The organism is Joostella sp., assembly GCF_048266025.1.
Classification (GTDB): Bacteria; Bacteroidota; Bacteroidia; order Flavobacteriales; family Flavobacteriaceae; genus Galbibacter; species Galbibacter atrarenae.
Window position 1 is genome coordinate 421,700 of the sequence record NZ_JBLXAF010000001.1, and the last position, 22,288, is coordinate 443,987.

Consider the following 22,288-nt stretch of genomic DNA (forward strand, 5'->3'; position numbering starts at 1 on the left):
ATTGTCTTGTTATTATAAATATACTCTTATTTAGCTTTACGTTGCATATTGTCTTTGGATTTATCAAAAACATATTCAATTACTTGCTGATGTCTACGCTTAGAACGTGTTGCACTACCTGCTGCTGGAGCGGCATAGAAACGTCTTGAAGCTACTCTAAAAGTTCTAGCCTCTTCAAAATGTAATAATAAATGACTCCAAGCACCCATGTTTCTTGGCTCTTCTTGCGCCCAAACCACTTCCTCTGCATTACTATATTTATCCATTATCTTACGCATTTCTGTAGATGGCAATGGAAATAATTGCTCTAGCCTTACTAAAGCCACATCATCTCTACTTTCTTTTTCTTTAGCATCTAATAAATCATAATAGAATTTACCTGTACAGAATACTAAAGTTTTTACTTTTTTAACTTCGGCTTCAGCGTCATCAATAACGGTTTGGAAGCTTCCATTTACAAATTCATCTACTGAAGAAACCACTTTAGGATGTCTCAATAAACTTTTAGGAGTAAAGACGATTAAAGGTTTTCTATAATCAGCCTTCATCTGCTTTCTTAATAGGTGAAATAAATTGGCAGGTGTAGTAACATCAACAACAAACATATTGTCTTTTGCACACAACTGTAAGTAACGTTCCATTCTTGCAGAAGAATGCTCCGCTCCCTGACCTTCATAACCATGAGGAAGCAACATTACTAATCCATTTTGGATTTTCCATTTATCTTCAGCAGCAGAAATATATTGGTCGATCATTATCTGAGCACCATTACTAAAATCTCCAAACTGAGCCTCCCATATTGTTAAAGTATTTGGACTCGCCATGGCATAACCATAATCAAATCCAACTACCCCATATTCTGAAAGAAGTGAATTGTAAACATCAAAATGTCCATTTTGATTGTCTTTTAACTCATTTAGTAATACTATTTCCTCTTCAGACTCTTCTACTTTTATTACTGCATGACGGTGAGAAAAAGTACCTCTTTCTACATCTTGCCCAGACATACGCACATTAAAACCTTCTTCTAAAAGAGTTCCATATGCTAATAACTCTCCCATTGCCCAATCAAGCTTATCTGTATCAAAGAACATTTTATTACGCTCTTTTATCAGCTTCTCAATTTTACGCATGAATTTTTTATCCTTCGGAAGGTTTGTTATCTTCTCTGCAATCTGAGTCAATTTATCTTTTGGATAACTAGTATCTATAGACTCCATCATTCTATCTTCCAAGCAAGGATTAAAACCTTTCCACTCATCTTCCATAAATGGAGTAATCACGGTTTTATCTTCCTTACGAGAATCTTCAAGCTCTTCTTCTAAAGAAGCCTTATAATCATCCTCTAATTTCTTAACATAAGAATCGTCTATAACGCCTTCTTTCTTTAATTTATCAGCATAGATATTACGAGGATTATCATGCTGAGAAATTGCCTTATATAATTTAGGCTGTGTAAACCTAGGCTCATCTCCTTCATTATGACCATACTTTCTATATCCAAGAAGATCTATAAAAACATCTCTTCCGAATTTCATACGGTAATCTAAAGCAAAATTCACTGCATGAACAACAGCCTCTGCATCATCTGCATTTACATGAAGTACTGGCGAAAGGGTTACTTTTCCTACATCAGTACAATAAGTTGACGACCTTCCATCTAAATAATTTGTAGTAAATCCTATCTGATTATTAACTACAATATGTATCGTACCTCCAGTTTTATAACCATCTAATAGCGCCATTTGCACCAACTCATAAGCAAGTCCCTGCCCAGCAATTGCTGCATCTCCATGAACTACAATTGGTAAAACCTTAGAGAAATCGTCTTGATAATGTGTATCTTGTTTTGCTCTTGTAATTCCTTCTACAACTGCTCCCACAGTTTCTAAATGAGAAGGGTTTGGAGCGATATTCATGTTTATTTTCTTCCCGCTATTTGTTTTTCGATCACTCGTCCAACCTAAGTGGTATTTAACATCTCCATCAAAAATATCTAGCTCATAATCTTTACCATCAAATTCACTAAATATATCTTTTGCTGACTTTCCAAATATATTTGTCAATACATTCAACCTACCACGGTGAGCCATTCCCATCACAAACTGTTGAACGCCCATATCCGCAGCCTTTTCTACTAATGCATCTAAGGCAGGAATTAATGATTCATTTCCCTCTAAAGAGAAACGCTTTTGACCTACATATTTAGTATGTAAAAAATTCTCAAAAGAAATAGCCTCATTTAATTTACGAAGAATATTCTTTTTAGAATCATCATCAAATTTAGGATGGTTGTCATTAACATTCAACCACTCTTGAATCCATTGCTTACGCTCTGGATTACGAATGTACATATATTCAATCCCGATTGCATCACAGTAAATAGACTCTAAATGATCTATAATTTCCTGCAATGTAGATGCTCCAATTCCTAGAATATCTCCAGCATTGAAAACGGTATTTAAATCTGATTTTTCTAATCCAAAATTATCGATTGCTAATGTAGGGGAATACTTTCGGCGTTCTCTTACAGGATTTGTTTTGGTAAACAAATGCCCTCTGCTTCGATAACCATCTATAAGACGTACAACTTGAAATTCTTTATATACATCTTGAGGAATATCAATCTTTTCTCCTGTACTAGGATTTTTGACTGAAACAGTATCATTTTCTGAAATGGCTTCTCCGCCTTCTGAATCTGAACTTTCTATTCCGAAATCAAAACCTTGAAAGAAAGCTCTCCAACTTGGTTCTACACTATCCGGATTAATTAAGTATTGATCGTATAAATCCGCAAAAAAAGCGGTATTTGCCGCATTTAAAAAGGAATATTTATCCATGTTTTCTTTTCAATGTCTCTAATTAGACAAAATTTATACAAAAGTACAATATTTGAGAAAATTGATACAATGTTTTAATATATTTATAAGATAAAAATTACCAATATGCATATTTATAACAATACCTGTTTCAAAAAATACACCTTATTCTTTATAATGTTAGGAATTACTCATTTTGCCTCTGCTCAAATGACTCAAAATTATAGAAGTCCACATTTTTGGGACAATGTTAGCTTTGGAGGTGGAATAGGATTAGGGTTTGGAAGTGACTTTTTTAGCGGTTCCATTACTCCAAGTGCTATTTACAGAGTAAATGATAAGTTTGCAACAGGTGTAGGTTTAAATTTCACATACAGCGATGACCATAATTATACCGCCACCGTATTTGGAGCAAGTGTCTTAGGATATTACAACCCAATCAGAGAGATTCAACTTTCTGCAGAATTCGAAGAACTCCATGTAAATAGAAAATTTGATTACGGCGGCAACATTCCAGATTATAAAGACGAATACTGGTATCCAGCACTCCATCTTGGAGTTGGTTTTAATACTGGACATGTAACCATGGGGGTACGTTATGATGTTTTATACGATGATGACAAAAGTATTTATGGAACACCATTTATGCCATTCATTAGAATTTACTTCTGATAAATAAACTTATACAAATAAAAAAACCTCTTCATATAAAAATAATGAAGAGGTTTTTTATTGCAAAATTTAACTAAATCCTGAGTCTATAAAGACCAGGCTTTACCTTTAGTAGCTTCTTCTACTGTCATACATCCATTATAAACTCCAGGAACAGGATCGTAAGCTAACACTTCTTCACCTATTTTCTGACTGTTTTTATATGCATTGATAGTAGTCCAACGAAGGTCGTTTATCATTCCGAAAGCAAGCGCTTCATTGTCTTCTACTTTATTTTCTGTAGTTCCGATTTCAACTTCATTACCTTCAATACTGATACGTTTGTTTAAATCTTTCCTTTTATCTTCTGATACTTTAAGATTTTCAGCAACAATCTCCTCATATTGTTCTGGAGTTATATCACTTAAATCTTCATTGTACTTCTCTTTTAGCTGACTCACTAAACCAGCCATTCTTTTGCGGTATTTTTTTTGAGTCTCTAATGTCTCCACCTCATTAACATACTTATCTAAAAACTGAGGTACATTAACTTGTGATGCAGATGGAGTATCTGTTTCAGGAATTATAATATCTACAATATTTGTAAGCGCAACTCCTTCTTCAGCAGTAAAAAACTCAGGTACCCAAGTTGCTTTATCTGCAGTACAGCTTTGCAACATACTCAAAAGTGTAGGTGTTGCTACCACAAAACCGGCTGTTAAACCTATATTTCTAAGTGCTTTTCTTCTATCCATGATATGTTTATTACAAATTCATTTTTTTAAGTTCTTCTACTGCATGATTAGCAGCTCTCGCCGTGAATGCCATATATCCTAAAGATGGATTATGACATGCAGAAGAGGTCATAAAAGCTCCATCGGTTACGTATACATTTGGCACCGCATGTACTTGATTGTATTTATTAAGTACAGAAGTTTTAGGATCTCTACCCATACGAGCAGTTCCCATTTCATGAATTCCTAATCCCATACCTCCAATATCATCGTAAGTTGAAACATCTTTAAACCCAGCAGCTTCTAACATCTCTGCAGCTTGATTTTTCATATCTACACGCATTGCTAGTTCATTTTTACCAAAATCAGCATCAAAAGTTACTGTTGGCAATCCCCACTCATCAAGGATATCATAATTATGATACATACGGTTACTATGCTCTGGAAGTGTTTCTCCAAAAGCTGTCATTCCCATAGTCCATCCACCTGGTTCTAATAAAGCCTTTTTAAGATCTTTACCATAAGAAAGCTCACGGATAGATTCAGACCAATCTCCTCTACTTGCTCCTCCTTGATACCCGTATCCTCTTATAAAATCTTTTTGATCGGTAGAACCTCCTAAGTTTCTAAAACGTGGTATGTAAACTCCGTTAGGTCTTCTTCCTTTATAATATTTATCATGGAATCCATCAAACTTACCGCTAGCACCTACTCTAAAGTGGTGATCCATTAAGTTATGTCCTAATTCGCCACTATCATTCCCCATTCCATCAGGGAATCTATCTGATTTAGATTGCATTAAGATTGATGCAGAGGCAACAGCAGAAGCACATAAGAAAATTACTTTTGCTTTAAACTCCATTGTCTCTTTAGTTTCCGCATCTATAACACGTACTCCTGTTGCTTTTCCAGTTTCAGCATCATACATTACTTCATGTACAATAGAATTTGGACGAAGCGTCATATTTCCTGTTGCTTCTGCAGTTGGCAATGTAGATGAGTTACTGCTAAAGTAAGCCCCAAAAGGACATCCTCTAATACATCTATTTCTATATTGACAAGGACCTCTCCCGTCTCCTTCTTTTGTTCCTTTTGTAATATGAGCTACACGGCCGATAGTGATTTTACGATCTCCGAACTTCTCTTCAATAGAATCTTTAAAGTGATCTTCCACACAGTTTAAATCCATTGGAGGTAAAAACTTTCCATCAGGAAGGATATCCAATCCTAAATTTGTTCCACTTACCCCAATAAACTCTTCAACTTTATCGTACCATGGTTTTATTTCATCGTAACGTATTGGCCAATCTACGGCAATCCCATCTTTAAGGTTTGCTTCAAAATCGATATCTCCCATACGGTAACTCTGTCTACCCCACATAAGAGAACGTCCTCCTACATGATATCCACGCATCCAATCGAAGCGGCGGTCTTCATTGTATGGATGTTTAATGTCATCAACAAAAAAGTGTTCACTAGCTCCACCTACGGTATAACCAGTTCTGTTTTGTTTAAATTTTCTTTCTTTAGTTTCTCTGGAAGCTGCACCTCCATTTGGCATATCCCACGAATCTAAATTAGCAGTTGGATAATCTTCCACATGTTTTACCATACGGCCTCGTTCCAAAACCAATGTTTTTAATCCATTTTCGCAAAGTTCTTTTGCTGCCCATCCACCAGAAACTCCAGTTCCGACAACAATAGCATCGTACTCTTCTTGTGGGGAATTGTAATAAAATGTACTCATTATTTTAGCTTGTTTACAATAGTAGTTCTTCAAATATAAAAATTAATTTTTTACATTAGACGAATATTTTAATTATCAATAAAGCATTTTAACAACATTAACATTATTGATTTAATAATTATTCACACAAATAAATACGAATATGGAGAGAAGAAAGTTTATAACAAATTCAAGCAAAGCAGGACTAGCCATCTCATTTTTAGGCATGTACGCCTGTAAAGAAACTTCCTCCGAAAAGAAAGAATTGAAACAAAATACTCCAGTTTTCGAACCTTTTTTTAAGCTATCGTTAGCACAGTGGTCTCTTCATAAAATGATTCGAGAAGAAAAGTTAAATCCGATGGATTTTGCAAAAAAAGCTAAAGAATTAGGTTTTGAAGGTTTAGAATATGTGAACCAACTTTATAACAAAGAAATCGAAAAACGTGGAAATAATAACAAAGCTATTATCTCTTTAGCCGAAGACTTAAAAAAAATAAGTGATAAAGAAGGGATGCTAAATCAAATTATGATGGTAGATCTTCAAGGAGAAGAAAACCTCCTTTCTACAGCTGATGAAAAGTTAAGAAAGCAAGCTGTTGAAAATCATAAAATATGGATTGATGCTACCGCTATTTTAGAATGTCATTCTATGCGAATTAATTTATTTGGTTCGAATGATGAAAAAATTTGGAAAGAAAAATCTGTAGCTTCTTTAAATGAGCTTTCTGAATATGCATCAGAAAAAAATGTAAATGTTATTGTTGAAAATCACGGAGCTCTTTCTTCTAACGGTGCTTTAATGGCAGAAGTCATGAAAACCGTAAATAGAGATAACTGCGGTACACTTCCTGATTTCGGAAACTTCTGTGTAAGAAGAGAAGATGATAAATTATGGGACGCTCCATGTATTGATCAATATGACATCTATAAAGGAGTGGAAGAATTAATGCCATTTGCAAAAGGAATTAGTGCAAAAACTTTTAACTTTGATGAAAATGGAGACGAAACAACTATCGATTTCTATCGAATGATGAAAATCATTAAAGATGCAGGATTCAAAGGTTTTGTCGGTGTAGAATATGAAGGCGACACGCTATCCGAAGAGAAGGGAATCATTGCCTCAAAAGCACTTTTACTGAAGGTTGCAAAAAAACTAAGCGACACTTCGGTTTCCACAGAAGCATAATTAAATTTAAAATACAATCTCAATATGCAAGCATTGGGATTACTAATAATTACTAACTATAACTATTTAAACGCAAGCTAACATGAACAAAAAAACTCAATTTCAGCTATCCTTTATGATGTTCTTAGAATTCTTCATATGGGGAGGCTGGTTTGTAACGCTAGGAACTTTTCTTGGCAATAACTTAGAAGCTACTGGGGCACAATCTGCCATGGCTTTTTCTACTCAATCTTGGGGTGCAATCATTGCTCCTTTTATAATCGGACTTATTGCAGACCGCTACTTTAATGCTGAAAAAATACTGGGAATACTACACATCATAGGAGCTGTACTTATGTATTTAATGTATCAAAGTACAGATTTTGGAACATTTTATCCGTTTGTACTAGCATATATGATTGCCTATATGCCAACATTAGCACTTGTAAACTCTATTTCCTTTAACCAAATGACCGACCCAGGAAAACAATTCTCTTTCGTTAGAGTTTTTGGGACTATCGGTTGGATTGTAGCTGGAAGTGTTATTAGTTTCTTAGCTTGGGATTCTACAGAGAATATTGCTCAAGGGATGCTTAAAAACACTTTTTTAATGGTAGCAGGAGCTTCAGCTTTACTAGGAATATTCAGTTTTACACTTCCTAAAACGCCACCAACAGCAGACAGAAGTAAAAAGGCAAATGTTTCTGAAATCTTAGGCTTGGATGCCCTTAAACTTTTAAAAGATAGAAACTTTCTGTTATTCTTTATTTCATCGGTACTTATCTGCATTCCATTAGCATTTTATTACCAAAATGCTAGTCCATTTTTAACAGAAATCGAAGTTAAAAACTCAACCTTCAAAATGTCTTTCGGACAAATGTCAGAAGTATTATTTATGTTGTTACTTCCATTTTTCTTTAAAAAATTCGGATTCAAAAAAACAATCTTAGCAGGTATGCTTGCATGGACTATCCGTTATTTATTATTTGCATATGGAGACTCTGGAGAATTAGTATTTATGTTAATCCTCGGAATTGCTCTACACGGATTGTGTTATGACTTCTTCTTTGTATCTGGACAAATATATACTGACTCTAAGGCTGGTGCTAAAAACAAAAGTGCTGCTCAAGGCCTTATTACTTTAGCTACATATGGTATCGGAATGTTAATCGGTTTTGAAATTGCAGGAATGATTTCAGATAAATTCTTAATTGCTGAAGGAACTCACGACTGGTATAGCATCTGGATTTTCCCAGCTGGTTTTGCATTTGCAGTAGCCATTTTATTTGCTATTTTCTTTAAAGACGAAAAAATAGAATATAAAGAACAGTAAAAAGATTTATAACATTTTTTTATATGTTCTTTTCTGAATAGAAAACTATATTACAACCTATTGAAAAAATTAAAAATGAGTAAAAAAATAAGATTAGGAATTTTAGGAGGTGGAGGCGATTCACTTATCGGTGTGCTTCACCGTATCGCTTCTTCAATGTATGATAGCTATCAATTAGTTGGTGGTGTTTTTAATCCGAATTACGATGAAAATATAGGATTTGCCGAACAAATTGGAATTCCAACAAATAGAATTTATAAAGATTTTGATGCCTTAATTGAAGGAGAATTGAAACTTCCAGAAGAAGAGCGCATCCAAGTAGTTTCTATTCTTACACCAAACTTTTTACATTTTCCGATGGCAAAAAAGCTATTAGAATCTGGATTTAATGTTATTTGTGAGAAACCAATGACTACCACTTTTGAAGAGGCTAAAATTCTTCAAGAAACATTAGAAAAAGCGAATACTATTTTTGCTGTAACTTATACATATACTGGTTACCCGATGGTGCGTCAAATGAAAGAAATGATCGCCTCTGGTATTATCGGTAAAGTTCAAAAAGTAGACGTTCAATATTATCAAGGATGGATTAATTCAATCATTCATGATAAAGAAAAAAGAGCAAATACATGGCGTTTAAATCCTGAGAAATCTGGAATTAGCTGTTGTGTTGGAGATATTGGTACGCATGGTTTCGATATGATTGAATATGTAACAGGAATGGAAGTGAAAACCATTCTGGCAGATCTCAATTATTTATATGCAGATAACAAAATGGATATCGACGGAACCATTTTACTTCGCTTAGCGGAAAACGTAAAAGGAGTTCTTAGAACTAGTCAGATTGCTACTGGTGAAGAAAACAACTTTACTGTAAATATATATGGTGAAAAAGGAGGTTTAAAATGGGAACAAGAAAACCCAAATTACCTATACCACCTAACTGATGATGAGCCATTAAGAGTTTTAAAACCAGGACACGCTTACAACAGTGAATTCTCTTTAGATGGAACAAAATTGCCTCCAGGTCACCCAGAAGGGATTTTCGATTCTATGGGGAATATCTATAAAGGTGTTGCTAAAGCCATCAGAAAAGAAAAATACCATCCTGGAGAGTTTCCTACTATGAAGGATGGAGTACGAGGAATGAATTTTATTGAGCGTGCAGTAGCTTCTCATCAACAAGGAAATGTTTGGGTAGAAGTATAAAAACTCCTACACATTCTATTGTTATATTAAGGCTGTGCGTATTTTACTCACAGCCTTATTCATTAAAAAAATCATTTAACGAATAATTTATATCTAAAAAAATCAAAATGAGAAAACTTAGAATGGGAATGGTTGGCGGAGGCATCGGCTCTTTTATGGGAGATGTACACCGTAAAGCCTCTGGATTAGATGGAATGATAGAACTTGTTTGTGGTGCTTTTAATAGTACTTTAGAAAAAACTATCGAATCTGGAAAATCACTATACCTACCTAAAGAAAAATGTTACGGAAGCTTCCAAGAAATGATTCTTGAAGAAAAGAAACTTCCGGAAGGAGAACGTATGGATTTTGTTACCATTGTCACTCCAAACCACTTACATTTTGAGCCCGCAAAAATGGCACTAGAAAATGGATTTCATGTGGTTTGCGACAAACCTATGACACTTACTATCCAAGAAGCACAAATACTAGAGAAACTAGCAAAAGAATCTGGTTTACTATTTGCTTTGACTCATAATTATACCGGAAACGCAATGGTAAAACAAGCCAGAGCTATGGTAACAAATGGAGATCTTGGAGAAATTAGAAAAGTGCAGGTACAATACCTACAAGGATGGATGGCTGCAGAAATTAATAAGGAAGCCAAAATTAAACCATGGCGAGCAGACCCTAAAAAATCTGGAATTGGAGGTTCTTTAGCAGACATTGGAACACATGCAGAAAACTTGGTTTCTTATATTACAAATCAAGAAATTGTAGAAATAGCAGCAGATTTAGGGAGAATTGGAAAAGACCGTGTTTTAGATAACGACGGGAATTTATTGCTAAGAATGGAAGGCGGAGCAAAAGGAACTATGTCTATTTCTCAAGTTGCAACAGGAGAAGAAAATGCACTTATTGTTAAAGTTTACGGTAGTAAAGGAAGCATTGAATGGAACCAAGAAGAAAGCACCAAACTTATAGCAAAATGGATAGATAAGCCACAACAAACCTTCACTCCTGATGGAATTGATATTTATGATAGCGTAAGAGCTACCTCTAGAATCCCAAAAGGGCATCCTGAAGGTTATTTAGAAGCTTTTGGGAACATCTATCGTGCCTTTGCGACACACTTAATGAGTGTATTGGAAAATAAACCTATAGAAAAACCTGATTATCCATCTGTTAGCGATGGTGTAAGAGGAGTACAATTTATTTATGCTGCAGTAAAAAGTGATCAAGAAAATTCAGCATGGACTAAATTAAAACAATAGCTTATATGGTTGATAATTTCTAATTTTAATACATTAAATTTTTTATCAACCTTTTTTCTGGATAAATTGCTTATCCATTAACTAAATCGATTTTATAACATTCAACTAAATACTTCAACAAATGAAAACCATAAAAGGCCCTGCCGTATTCCTAGCGCAGTTTGTAGATAGTAAAGCTCCATTTAATTCATTAGATGGAATTTGTAAATGGGCAGCAGACTTAGGATATAAAGGAATTCAAATTCCTACTACAGAAAAATTCTTAATTGATCTTGATAAAGCCGCGGAAAGCAAAACTTATTGTGATGATTTAAAAGGAAAAATTAATTCTTATGGATTAGAAATCACGGAACTTTCCACGCATTTACAAGGACAATTAGTAGCTGTAAATCCTGCCTACGATATTATGTTTGATAATTTCGCTCCTGATAATGTTAAAAACAATCCTAAGGCGCGTACAGAATGGGCTGTAGACCAAATGAAAAAAGCAGCAAAAGCAAGTAATCATTTAGGGCTAAATGCTCATGCAACATTTTCAGGATCGCTACTTTGGCATACCTTCCATCCATGGCCACAAAGACCACCAGGATTAGTAGAAATGGGATTTGAAGAGCTTGCTAAACGTTGGCTTCCTATTCTTAATGAATTTGACGAACAAGGAGTAGATGTTTGTTACGAAGTGCATCCGGGGGAAGATATTCATGATGGTGACACTTTTGAACGTTTCTTAGAAGCAACTGGAAAGCATAAGCGTGTAAACATACTATATGATCCATCACACTTTGTTCTTCAGCAGTTAGATTACATAGAATACATAGACCACTACCATGAGTTTATAAAGGCATTCCATGTAAAAGATTCCGAATTTAATCCTACAGGAAAAAAAGGAGCTTTTGGAGGTTATAATAACTGGGGAGATCGTGCTGGAAGATATCGCTCTTTAGGGGACGGACAAATAGATTTTAAAAAGATATTTTCTAAACTTACACAATACGGATGTGACGTTTGGGCAGTAATGGAATGGGAATGCTGTATAAAAAGCCCTGAGCAAGGTGCAAGAGAAGGAGCCCCATTTATTCAAAGTCACATTATAGAAGCTACAGAAAAAGTTTTTGATGATTTTGCTGGTGGTGATGTCGATGAAGCTAAACTAAAAAAAATATTAGGAATATAAACACAACTATTTTAAACAAAACGTAATGAAAACTATTAACTATTTATTTATGGCATCTCTCGCAATGATGTCTTGCAAGCAACAAAATAATGAAAAAGCTACTTCTGATACGGTAGCTACTCAAAAAGAAGAAGTCACTAAAGAATCTGATGCTAACAAAGAAGAATGGGTTTCTTTATTCGATGGAAAAAATTACGATTCTTGGCATATGTTCAATGGTGGTGAAGTGAATGATACTTGGTCTATCAAAGATGGTGCAATGGTATTTACACCTGGAGAAAATGCAGGAAATATTGTTACTAATAATGATTACACTAATTTTGAACTTTCTTTAGATTGGAAGATTTCTGAAGGAGGAAACAGTGGTATTTTCTGGGGAGTACAAGAGGGTGAAAAATACAAAGAACCATACCAAACGGGGCCTGAAATTCAGGTATTAGACAATGAAAGACATCCAGATGCTAAAGCAGGAGAAACACACCAAGCGGGTGCTTTATATGATATGATTGCACCAAGTGAAAACGTAGTAAAACCAGCTGGAGAGTGGAACAACTGCGTATTAACAATCAACCATAAAACAAATCAAGGTTCTGTAACTTTAAACGGAACTAAAATCGTAGAATTCCCAGTACATGGTGAGAAATGGGAAGAAATGATAGCGAATTCCAAGTTTAAAGGCTGGGATGGCTTTGGAGTTTCCAAAACTGGAAAAATTGGACTTCAAAACCATGGAAACATCGTTTCATACAGAAATATTAAAATAAAAGAATTAAAATAATGATTAGAAAAATAATCTTAAGCGCTTTAGTTCTTACTGCTATAGCTTCTTGTAATACACCTAAAGAAGAGGAACAGAAAGGAGAAATTCCAGTTACAAAAGAAGAGTCTGAAGTAATTACTTATGAAGAATATTCTGGACAAGAACCAACTACTCCTGAGGAAACAGAGTTCTATGAGCCTATTGTTTCTACAGTAGATCCTACTTCTAAAAGTGGTGCTCCAAGCGATGCCATTATTCTTTTTGATGGAGAAAATTTAGACAACTGGATCAGTTCAAAAGATAGTACAGCAGCAGCATGGACTATTAATAAAGATGGTAGTATGACTGTAAAAGATAAATCTGGAGACATACAAACAAAACAAAACTTTGGAAGCATTCAACTACATATTGAATGGAAGTCGCCTTCAGACATACAAGGTGAGGGGCAACATAGAGCGAACAGTGGTGTATTCCTTCAAAATCTTTACGAAGTTCAGGTGTTAGACAATAATGACAATGACACCTACACAAACGGTCAAGTAGGTTCTATCTATAAGCAAGGAGTTCCCTTAGCAAAAGCATCTGCCCCTACTGGAGATTGGAATAGTTATGACATTATTTACCATGAGCCAGAATTCAACGAAGAAGGTGGTAAAATAAAATCTGCTACGATTACCGTATTACATAATAATGTGCTAATTCAAGATCATACAGAGATAAAAGGAACAACCCCTTATATTGGATGGCCTAAAAATGAAGCACATGGAAAAGGCCCTATCCGTCTTCAAGATCATGGGGATAATAGCCGTGTGAGCTATAGAAATATCTGGGTAAGAGAGTTAAAGTAAATCCATTAGATATTTAAGATAAAACATCTTGTATGGATTTAAATGTTATTATTAAAGTAAAGATCCTCGTAGATTTATTTACGAGGATCTTTATTTTTAAATATCCACAAAAAACTAATTAACAATTAGTTAAGATAAGCACTGAGTTATCGTTTAAAAAACTTAACAACATCATCATTTATCTTTATAAAATAAATTCCTGATCCCAACAAAGAAATATCATATGAAAGAGAATCATCTTCTATTTTATTGATTAGCTTCACACTACTTGTAATATTATTACCTGATATGTCATAAAAGCCAACACTTTCATTATTATATACTGTATCGTTAAATTTCAATGAAATATTTGATTCAGCTGGGTTTGGAAACACAATAAACGAAAGTTTTTCCTTTTCTGCTACTCTATTACTAGATTCGACAACTGATACATTTGTAATAACAAGACTCGCCACTCCGTCATCTCCTATGTTTTCAGTAGTGTAAATAAAATCCTCCTGAACATTATGAACTGTATGATCATCTCCGAAAGTGATATTTTCACCACGTTCAACAGAAGTGAATACAACATCTGCATCTACTTTATGATCATTGAAACCTAACAACTCCATTTTCCTCAATTTACCATCATATGGTAATTTAGAAAAGAAATATGGATCACTTGTTATTTTCTGTACATTATTTCTATTCCTCACTAAGAAAACGGGATAAGAGTTTTTATAGGGTTGTGCCTTTAACTCTAGTCCATCATCTCCTTCAACTTTTTGATAGCTAATAATATTATTTACATTTTTATGAAATTCGTATTTTACAGTTACAGCTTCTTCCTTTTCCCAATTGTCAACAGTATCTACAGTTTTCTCCAATAACTTCTTAGCTAGTATTCGACTTCTAGCATTATTATATGATGATCCTAAAACAAAGAAAATTCTAAAATTAGCAGATTCACCAAAAGAAATAGCATCTTCACCAGAGAGTCTTCTTATATATGTCATTGCGGTATAATCTCTATCAGTAAACCCGTATCTCCATAAATTTTCCTGATCCCTACCATTATTATCATTCCCAACTACTAAAGCAAGCGTTGGCCCTTGACCTTTTTCTCCACTTTTAGAGAAAGCTCCCCATCCACCAGTATTACTAGCTATTCTTTTTCTCCCCAATTTAAAATCAGCAGTAAAACGTGCCCTACCATGATTTGGCTTAGAGAAAAAAGCATATTTTAATCTACTTGTACGAGCTCCTCCCCATGGTACATTTGCCCAGGTTATTTCATCATCTCCAAAATTGTATATTTTATAATCAACCTGTATGATTCCTTCTCCAATATTTTTATATCTGGCATAATACAGTATGTTTGAAGTAAAATTTCTTAACCGAGCGACTTTAGTATGAGCCTGTTGCCCCCAATTAACTACAGTATATGCTTGATTAGCTTCGTCATAATATTCTGCTAGTAATGGTGAAAAAAAAGGCCTTTTCTGTATATTCTGCTGATGAAGATAAACTCCAGATTGATGAATAAACCATTTTTGACCAGTACTATTTTTTTGATTTAAATCTACAGTTACTAATTGCCATACTTCATCTACCCATGGCGCATAATATTGACCAAAATAGCTTGGTTCACGGGGTCCGTCTCTATGCTGTGGAGGAATAGCTTCTCCTATCCCTCTATTTCTTAGTGAGTATATTTGTCCTCCTTTTCCTATCCTCATAGAATAAGATAATGAAGGATACTCTGATGTATATTTTAACTCTGCATGAAATACTGTTTTTTCAGAAAACTTCTTCTCAACAAACCAACTCGAAGGATTATTATAATATTGTTTTGTGAAATTAAATCCATTATCATCAATTTGATCCATCCCTAAATCTGGAAAGACAGACACCAATTCTTCATTTTGATTCTGAGCAATTAATGGTAGTGTCAAAAATAAAACTGTCAGGAAGATTATTAGACGAAAGATTACTAATGAAGGTTTTAAAAATAAATTAGGTTGCTTTAAATACATAATATATTGATTTACAGTGTATGAATGTAAATTTAACTTAAGAAAATAATCACTTCCAATACAATATAGTCTTTATACTATATAATTTTTGCTTAACAACTTATTTTCAATAGAAAGTATTATAAGTTAATTGAAATCGACTACTTTTTTGAGATTTTAATATAGTAAGCTCCTACATTTTTACCCTCAAGATTTGTAAACCAAGTATTAAATCTAATTCGCCCTTTATTTAAACTTCTTTCAAATTTAATAGATATTGAATTATCAGCTATAGGTTTTCTCTCTGAATAGTCCCCTAAAGAAATTCCACCACTTTTAAAATTAAAAGCTTTTCCATTAAAAATTTCATCTCGAATTTGTGTCGCCTCAATTCCGTCTTGTAGCCCAGCATTGATTGGTTTTTTTATATCTAAAGGCCATCTACTAATTTCAATTTCATATGTTCCCTCATCAGCAACATCCAATTCAAAATACCCTTCATAAGCATTTCTTTCTCCTTTTCTTATAAAATTTTGATTCCAAGCAATATGACTATCATGAACATGACTATCGTGGCAAGTAAACTCAACTGGATTTTGATTTTCAGTTCCAACTTTTATTACAGGTACATCATCAAATGATGATGAAATATTAGACCACCATTCTTCATAATACTCTTGAAATTTAGCCACCTTTTCTGGATATTTATCCGATATATCATGCTCTTGTCCTGCATCTTCGGCTATGTTATATAATTCTTCCCTGTTTACCAATCGCCAAGATCCTGACATAACTGAACTATTCTTCCACTTCTCGGGTGTTTGTATCCGTTGGGTATCCGTAATCAAGTAATCTCGACTCAAAGACTTTTCATTTCCATTCAACAAACCTGTAATATTCGTTCCATCCAAATCCCTTTTAGAGATATCTACATTACACAAACTAGCAATTGTTGGTAAAACATCTATATGTGCAGTAAGCTCATTTACATCTTTTCCTCCTTTTATATTTCCATTTGGATATTTTATAAAAAATGGTACTCGATGTCCTCCTTCATACTCACTTGCCTTTGTTCCCCTCATATTAGCATTATACCCATACACTTTCCCATTTTTTACAGTATATCCAGCACTTGTTCCATTATCTGTCATAAAAACAATAATAGTGTTATCCTCTATATTTAAACGTTCTAGCTGATCTTCAAGCCTCTTTAAATTATCGTCTACATTAGTTATCATTCCATAAAAACGCTTCATGCTTTCTGGAATTGGAGCTTCTTTATACAAATCGTAATACTCTTGAGGGACATTAAAGGGTGAATGAGGCGCATTAAGTGCCAAATAACAAAAGAATGGCTTTTCTTTATTATTTTCGATAAAACTCATTGCTTCATTAAACCAAACATCTGTACAATACCCTTCAAATTTTTTCGGTTTCCCATTAACAAAATAAGTGTCATCAAAATAATCATTCTTCCAAATATCTGGTGTTTGCCCAATTCCACCTCCACCATGGTATGCTGCATATTGAAAACCTTTATCCATAGGTCTAGATGGATATGTGTCTCCTAAATGCCATTTCCCAAAGAGTGCTGTTTGATAACCAGCATCGTTCAATACATTTGCCAATGTTTCTTCTTCCTCTCTAAGTAAAGAGTATCCTCCTACAGTATGCCAAACACCAGTTCTATTAGAGTACTTTCCAGTTAATAATCCTGCTCTCGTAGGTGCACACGTAGTTCCTACATGAAAATTTGTTAAGTGTACAGATTCCTCATGAAGTTGATCTATATTTGGTGTTTGTATTATTTCATTTCCATGTGCACCAATATCACCATATCCCTGATCATCTGTCATTACAATAATAACATTGGGTTGCTTTACTGATGTTACTTCTTTTTTTACTTCTGCAGTTTGTTCTTTCTTACATCCAAAACTTACTACAAAAGTAATAACCGCTAAATAGTTGATAAATTTCATATAAAAGTTGGTTTATTCTAAAAATCTATAGGAGTGATTATTAATTTTTTCAAACTTATTTTTTCTGAATCCCCTTCAGCAAACTTAATAGTAATAGTATGTTTTCCTGGTTTATCAAACTTTAACCAACCAAAAGGATATGTTGTATATACTGATGAAGCACTTTGTTCGTTCTGAACAATATACCTTTCACTATTAGCGATATTCCACACTACACGACCTGTTCCTTTGTAATTTAATTCTGTTTGATAGAATCCTGGTTCAAGAACCTCAACTTCAAAAGTTAATTTACTATCATTTACTTTCCAGTCGGTAGCATGTGTGATATGCTTCCACTCTCCAAATTTCTCCATCCATCGTATATCATCAATAGTAGCATTTTCTGCTTCCGCAAACGCTACCGAAATATCTGTTTCCGTAGTAGGATCTATCCCTATAGTTTTGTTTACTTCAATTTCTCCATCGAGATTCAATGAAATAACAGATACAAGTTTACTAGGAGCAGTTGAAGGCAAATTAAAAATTGTCCAATCATTATTTTTACTAAAGGAAATGGACTCTCTCTTATCATCAAAAAGCAGTGTGGCATCTTTTATTTTACTTTTCAACCCAGGTAATGCCAATTTCCCATTTGAAGGCCAGTTATATACTAATAAATTCACTGAACCATCTTTAGCAATCGTTACGTCTCCCCATGGCAATTCATGATTCCATGGAGATGCCTCAGCATTATAAATTACTTGAGGATACTTTTTTAACCAATCTCCTGACTTTCTAAGTGATAAAACCGCCTGCTCTTTTACATTTCCTGTAGGATCTGGACCTATATTTAACATATATGTCCCTCCTCTAGCTACTGTACTTATAATGTTTTCTAAAATCTTTTTTGGAGATTTCCAGTTATTGTCATACCAAGCATAACCCCAAGAATCGTTGGTAACATCTACTGTTTCCCATAGACCATCTATATTCTCTTTAGGAATATTCATGTCCCCTAATGATAAATAATCCCCTAAACCATGTCCAACACGGCCTGAAACCATCGCTTTTGGCTGATTTTTTCTAACTACATCTACTAATTGATCTGCATACTCTTTTTTCATATCTCCTGGAGTATCAAACCAAACAAGTGCGATATCACCATATTCTGTTGTAATTTCTTCTACCTGTGGAAGGCATTTAGTTTTAAAATAATAATCAAACCCTACCTCTTTTCCTTCTGGAGTAGTTTCAGGTCCTCCATTTCCGCCCGGGTAGGTCCAATCTTGATTGTGCGAGTAATAAAAACCAAATCCAATTCCTTCCTTTTTACAGGCTTCAGCTAGCTCTTTCATAGGATCTCTACCAAAAGGTGTAGCATCTACAATATTAAAATCATTCGCTTTAGAATCGTACATTGCGAATCCATCATGGTGCTTACTAGTTACAATAATATATTTCATCCCTGCATCCTTAGCCAATTGTACAATAGCTTCTGCATTAAAATCAACAGGATTAAAAGTCTTCGCTTCTTTCATATAATCTTCAGGAGCGATATCTGCTACTCTAGGATTCATTAGCCATTCACTAATTCCGTAGTAGGTTTTATCATTCCATACGCCTCCCAATTTGGAATACAATCCCCAATGAATAAACATAGCATAATTTCCATCTTTAAATAAAGGAGATACGACTGTTGTTTTATTAGTCTGATTGTCTCCCCACATTTTGTCCATACTTTTTTCTTTTTCCTGAGAAAAAGAAAGACTATACATTAATGTAAATGACAAAAACAATACTTTTCTTAATACTTTCATTCTTTCCAATCTATTTTAGCAGTTCTATTCTCGAGGTTTACCCAAACTTTTGCATACTCAAAATCTCTAGTTAAAACCCATCCATTTTTTTTATAATCTGAGAGCGGTTTACCTAATTTTTTATGATATTCTGGATAATCTATAAAAAATCCATGCTCTGCTTGATAACCCCATGAATAAGAGAAATATGCATATTCTTGAGCTCCTATTAAAAAACAGGCAAGAGGAAATACTATTTCTCTTTTAGCTATAGCTTCTTTCTCTTCCTTTGAGTGTGCCATAAACTCTTTATTAATCCACAAACCTTTTTCACCAGGCCAGCCCTTAAAAATGACCATCTTACCTTTTTTACCAGCAGCTTGCATTGCTTGTATGTCTGCCAACATAGCTTCTTTAGTAGCACTTTTAATAACTCCAAAATGCTCCATCATCGGTGCATCTCCATGCTCATAAAAAGAAGTTCCAAATGTTCCTGCGTCTGTTGTTCTTATTCCATTAAACAGTATCAATTTATCTTGCCCTAATCGCTCCCGAGTTTCTTTCACTAAATAATGAAGTCCTTGATTTATTGCATCATACTTTTCTTGCCCCCATAAATCTATATTAGCAGAAGCATTTACTTGAGGGAAAGCATCCATAAAAACACCATCACAGTTATAATCTGTAACTCCTTTGTATGCAATATCTACCCACCATTTTCTTACTGCAGGATTAGATAAATCATAACGCTTTAAATCTTTACTTTTATAATCTAAATTTCCATTTTTATCTTTTAACCACCATTCTGGATGTTGATTATATGTTTTACTCGCTTTATACATCTTGTAATCTAAAAAAGCATTCCAATAGAATATTACTTTCATATCAGGCTTCGCTAATTTTAAACGTGACGCATCTGTAGCTATCCCTTTTTCCGTATATCCCATCTCTCCTATACCATGTGCTTTTTCTAAACAAATAATATTAGAATGATCAGTTATGAAACTTATTTCATCATCAGATAATAAGCGATTATTGTTTCCAAAATGGAAACAAAGTTGTATCTGATCCCAGGAAAAATCAGGATACTTTTTTTCATTAAACTGACCAATTACCATGCTACTATATAGTAACATGGTAAAGAAAATCAGTCTCAGTTTTAAGGGAAATTTATTACTCATCCAAATATCCTGCATTTTGAACCCAACCACTTTCTTGATTCAAATTAACCTCAGAAGTTGGAATAGGCAACAACCATTCATGATCAGGCCATGGAGCTACTCCATATGCTATATGAGAGTTTCTAAAATCAACCCCATATCCATCTGAATCTTCAGAACTCCAATCTGTTTCAATATCATCAGTTTCTGTTTTCAATCTGTTCGTTCTAATTAGATCAAAACGTCTTTTACACTCACCATGAAACTCTGCTCTTCTTTCTTGCCAAACTGCTTTTCTGAAATCATCCTGAGATAAACTTGATGATAAATCTGCTAGTCCTGCTCTATTTCTAATTTCATTTACAGCACTATATGCCAATGCATCTGCCGCTCCAGCTTCATTAGCAGCTTCTGCATATATTAGCAATGCATCTGCATATCTATAAACTAAAAAGTTATTATTAGTATTTCTAAAACTCGTTCCTGCTTCACCTAAAACAAAGGCCATATCCATGTATTTTCTAAAAGTAGGTTGTAACAAAAATGTGTCTCCATTTGGTGTTGTATATCTTGTTAATAAACCCCAATCTCTTCTTTCATCACCATCTTCAAAAGATCTCCATAAATCTGGTGTTGGAATGAACATTCCTACTCCTGGTGTATTTGGAAATTTCATTTCTGCAATAGTTAAGTCTATTCCTTCATCAGTAAAAGGCATATCACCTGTAGCCGCTCCAAAGAAATTAACTCCATTAGGGTTAGGAAAACACTCTCTTGTTAAGAAAGAACCAAATCCTTCAACATTTACACTAGAAAGCTCTAACATAGATTCTTGAGTAAAAGAATTTTTTTCGTTCCAAGCTACCCCACATGCAGGCACAACGGATGCTCCGTCTACAAAATCTTCCGTAATTAATTCATGAGGCGAATTCATTAAAATCTCCCTAGCTTTATCTCTAGCTAAAGTCCAATTTGAAGCATCTCCTTGCACAAACTCTCCAGCAGAAGTACGTCTCCATCCGGCCCTTGTTTGGTAGACATCTGCAAGGATTACCTTTGCTGTCCATTTTGTAATTCTACCATTATGTAACGCATCTTCACAATTCTCTTCAGCAAACTGAAGGTCAGGAATAATTACATTATTATAAATTTCATCAACATCAGTACGAGGTAATACTATATCATCTTTAGATTCAATCTCTTTCACGATCATCGGAACATCACCATAAGCTCTTACTAAATGAAAGTAAAACAAGGCTCTAAGCGCTCTGGCTTCACCTAGCATCTGCTGCTTTAATACTTCCTCCATTTCAATATCTCCGATATTGTCTATTACTGTATTTGCTCTAGCTATACCCTCCCAGAAATTATTATACTGATCCCAATCATTTAACCATATATGAGATCCATTCAAGGTATGGGTCATAAAATCTCTAAAATTATTTCTATTGGTCTTACTTGCAACATCATCAGTCCCAATATCTACTGCTGGCCACCAACGTCCGTAAGTCGAAAACCCACCTCCATCAGCTAAACTCTTATAAATCCCATCTGTTGCAGTTCTCGCATCAGATTCTGTTTTGAAAAAATTACTCTTTGATATAAACGTAGGTGGATTTTCTTCTAATGAACACGAACTTATCAATACACATATAGCAATTACTAATCCTTTTGTTATTTGTATTTTCATAATTGTCTTTTTTAA

At 34.3% G+C, this 22,288-nt stretch carries 16 protein-coding genes; 8 read left to right on the forward strand and 8 right to left on the reverse strand.

Going from position 1 to position 22,288, the window contains the following annotated elements; all coding sequences use genetic code 11:
* Positions 1-26: 26 nt before the first annotated feature.
* On the reverse strand, positions 27-2,840 hold the full coding sequence (locus ACN0TY_RS01795; RefSeq protein ID WP_236957362.1) for a 2-oxoglutarate dehydrogenase E1 component: 2,814 nt from the start codon (positions 2,838-2,840) through the stop codon (positions 27-29).
* Between the two features lie 105 nt (positions 2,841-2,945).
* Here ACN0TY_RS01795 and ACN0TY_RS01800 point away from each other — a divergent pair, with 105 nt between their 5' ends.
* On the forward strand, positions 2,946-3,491 hold the full coding sequence (locus ACN0TY_RS01800) for an alpha-ketoglutarate decarboxylase (RefSeq protein ID WP_417443128.1): 546 nt from the start codon (positions 2,946-2,948) through the stop codon (positions 3,489-3,491).
* Positions 3,492-3,577: 86 nt separating this feature from the next.
* On the opposite strand, the gene ACN0TY_RS01805 is transcribed toward ACN0TY_RS01800, so the two are convergent.
* Positions 3,578-4,225, reverse strand: a complete 648-nt coding sequence (locus ACN0TY_RS01805; RefSeq protein ID WP_236957364.1) for a gluconate 2-dehydrogenase subunit 3 family protein — start codon at positions 4,223-4,225, stop codon at positions 3,578-3,580.
* A 10-nt stretch (positions 4,226-4,235) separates the two neighbouring features.
* Positions 4,236-5,951, reverse strand: coding sequence for a GMC oxidoreductase (locus ACN0TY_RS01810; protein ID WP_417443129.1), 1,716 nt, complete (start codon positions 5,949-5,951; stop codon positions 4,236-4,238).
* Positions 5,952-6,093: 142 nt separating this feature from the next.
* On the opposite strand from ACN0TY_RS01810, the gene ACN0TY_RS01815 reads away from it, so the two are divergent.
* The 7 genes from ACN0TY_RS01815 to ACN0TY_RS01845 all read left to right on the forward strand — a co-directional run bounded on the left by ACN0TY_RS01815 (position 6,094) and on the right by ACN0TY_RS01845 (position 13,675).
* Positions 6,094-7,119, forward strand: coding sequence for a sugar phosphate isomerase/epimerase family protein (locus ACN0TY_RS01815; RefSeq protein ID WP_417443130.1), 1,026 nt, complete (start codon positions 6,094-6,096; stop codon positions 7,117-7,119).
* Positions 7,120-7,201: 82 nt separating this feature from the next.
* Positions 7,202-8,431, forward strand: coding sequence for a nucleoside permease (locus ACN0TY_RS01820; RefSeq protein ID WP_417443131.1), 1,230 nt, complete (start codon positions 7,202-7,204; stop codon positions 8,429-8,431).
* A gap of 75 nt (positions 8,432-8,506) precedes the next feature.
* Positions 8,507-9,640, forward strand: a complete 1,134-nt coding sequence (locus ACN0TY_RS01825; RefSeq protein WP_236957368.1) for a Gfo/Idh/MocA family protein — start codon at positions 8,507-8,509, stop codon at positions 9,638-9,640.
* Between the two features lie 107 nt (positions 9,641-9,747).
* Complete coding sequence (locus tag ACN0TY_RS01830) at positions 9,748-10,893, forward strand: Gfo/Idh/MocA family protein (protein ID WP_417443132.1); 1,146 nt, start codon at positions 9,748-9,750, stop codon at positions 10,891-10,893.
* A gap of 121 nt (positions 10,894-11,014) precedes the next feature.
* A complete protein-coding gene (locus ACN0TY_RS01835) occupies positions 11,015-12,067 on the forward strand; it encodes a sugar phosphate isomerase/epimerase family protein (protein ID WP_236957370.1) in 1,053 nt (350 codons plus the stop codon).
* Between the two features lie 25 nt (positions 12,068-12,092).
* Entirely contained in the window at positions 12,093-12,845 is a 753-nt protein-coding gene (locus tag ACN0TY_RS01840) for a 3-keto-disaccharide hydrolase (protein WP_417443133.1), read from the forward strand.
* A gap of 2 nt (positions 12,846-12,847) precedes the next feature.
* Positions 12,848-13,675 (forward strand): 3-keto-disaccharide hydrolase, encoded by an 828-nt coding sequence (locus ACN0TY_RS01845; RefSeq protein WP_417443694.1) that lies wholly within the window; start codon positions 12,848-12,850, stop codon positions 13,673-13,675.
* A gap of 146 nt (positions 13,676-13,821) precedes the next feature.
* Here the strand turns inward: ACN0TY_RS01845 and ACN0TY_RS01850 are convergent, their stop codons facing one another.
* From ACN0TY_RS01850 to ACN0TY_RS01870, 5 genes are all read right to left on the reverse strand, one after another.
* Complete coding sequence (locus tag ACN0TY_RS01850) at positions 13,822-15,609, reverse strand: T9SS type A sorting domain-containing protein (protein WP_417443134.1); 1,788 nt, start codon at positions 15,607-15,609, stop codon at positions 13,822-13,824.
* Between the two features lie 221 nt (positions 15,610-15,830).
* Entirely contained in the window at positions 15,831-17,648 is a 1,818-nt protein-coding gene (locus ACN0TY_RS01855) for an arylsulfatase (RefSeq protein ID WP_417443135.1), read from the reverse strand.
* 17 nt (positions 17,649-17,665) lie between these two features.
* Entirely contained in the window at positions 17,666-19,444 is a 1,779-nt protein-coding gene (locus ACN0TY_RS01860; RefSeq protein WP_417443136.1) for an alpha-L-fucosidase, read from the reverse strand.
* Complete coding sequence (locus ACN0TY_RS01865) at positions 19,441-20,604, reverse strand: putative glycoside hydrolase (protein WP_417443137.1); 1,164 nt, start codon at positions 20,602-20,604, stop codon at positions 19,441-19,443. The genes ACN0TY_RS01860 and ACN0TY_RS01865 overlap by 4 nt, the downstream gene beginning before the upstream one ends.
* Positions 20,597-22,273: a RagB/SusD family nutrient uptake outer membrane protein gene (locus ACN0TY_RS01870; protein ID WP_417443138.1), complete on the reverse strand. Its 1,677-nt coding sequence runs from the start codon at positions 22,271-22,273 to the stop codon at positions 20,597-20,599. The genes ACN0TY_RS01865 and ACN0TY_RS01870 overlap by 8 nt, the downstream gene beginning before the upstream one ends.
* Positions 22,274-22,288 lie beyond the last annotated feature (15 nt).

What these genes read in the sequence shown, in the direction of transcription:
- ACN0TY_RS01860 (WP_417443136.1), bottom strand. Translation starts at nt 19,444, where the DNA reads ATGAAAGTATTAAGAAAAGTATTGTTTTTGTCATTTACATTAATGTAT.
- ACN0TY_RS01865 (WP_417443137.1), bottom strand. Translation starts at nt 20,604, where the DNA reads ATGAGTAATAAATTTCCCTTAAAACTGAGACTGATTTTCTTTACCATG.
- ACN0TY_RS01830 (WP_417443132.1), top strand. Translation starts at nt 9,748, where the DNA reads ATGAGAAAACTTAGAATGGGAATGGTTGGCGGAGGCATCGGCTCTTTT.
- ACN0TY_RS01855 (WP_417443135.1), bottom strand. Translation starts at nt 17,648, where the DNA reads ATGAAATTTATCAACTATTTAGCGGTTATTACTTTTGTAGTAAGTTTT.
- ACN0TY_RS01820 (WP_417443131.1), top strand. Translation starts at nt 7,202, where the DNA reads ATGAACAAAAAAACTCAATTTCAGCTATCCTTTATGATGTTCTTAGAA.
- ACN0TY_RS01810 (WP_417443129.1), bottom strand. Translation starts at nt 5,951, where the DNA reads ATGAGTACATTTTATTACAATTCCCCACAAGAAGAGTACGATGCTATT.
- ACN0TY_RS01815 (WP_417443130.1), top strand. Translation starts at nt 6,094, where the DNA reads ATGGAGAGAAGAAAGTTTATAACAAATTCAAGCAAAGCAGGACTAGCC.
- ACN0TY_RS01805 (WP_236957364.1), bottom strand. Translation starts at nt 4,225, where the DNA reads ATGGATAGAAGAAAAGCACTTAGAAATATAGGTTTAACAGCCGGTTTT.
- ACN0TY_RS01825 (WP_236957368.1), top strand. Translation starts at nt 8,507, where the DNA reads ATGAGTAAAAAAATAAGATTAGGAATTTTAGGAGGTGGAGGCGATTCA.
- ACN0TY_RS01835 (WP_236957370.1), top strand. Translation starts at nt 11,015, where the DNA reads ATGAAAACCATAAAAGGCCCTGCCGTATTCCTAGCGCAGTTTGTAGAT.
- ACN0TY_RS01800 (WP_417443128.1), top strand. Translation starts at nt 2,946, where the DNA reads ATGCATATTTATAACAATACCTGTTTCAAAAAATACACCTTATTCTTT.
- ACN0TY_RS01870 (WP_417443138.1), bottom strand. Translation starts at nt 22,273, where the DNA reads ATGAAAATACAAATAACAAAAGGATTAGTAATTGCTATATGTGTATTG.
- ACN0TY_RS01795 (WP_236957362.1), bottom strand. Translation starts at nt 2,840, where the DNA reads ATGGATAAATATTCCTTTTTAAATGCGGCAAATACCGCTTTTTTTGCG.
- ACN0TY_RS01840 (WP_417443133.1), top strand. Translation starts at nt 12,093, where the DNA reads ATGAAAACTATTAACTATTTATTTATGGCATCTCTCGCAATGATGTCT.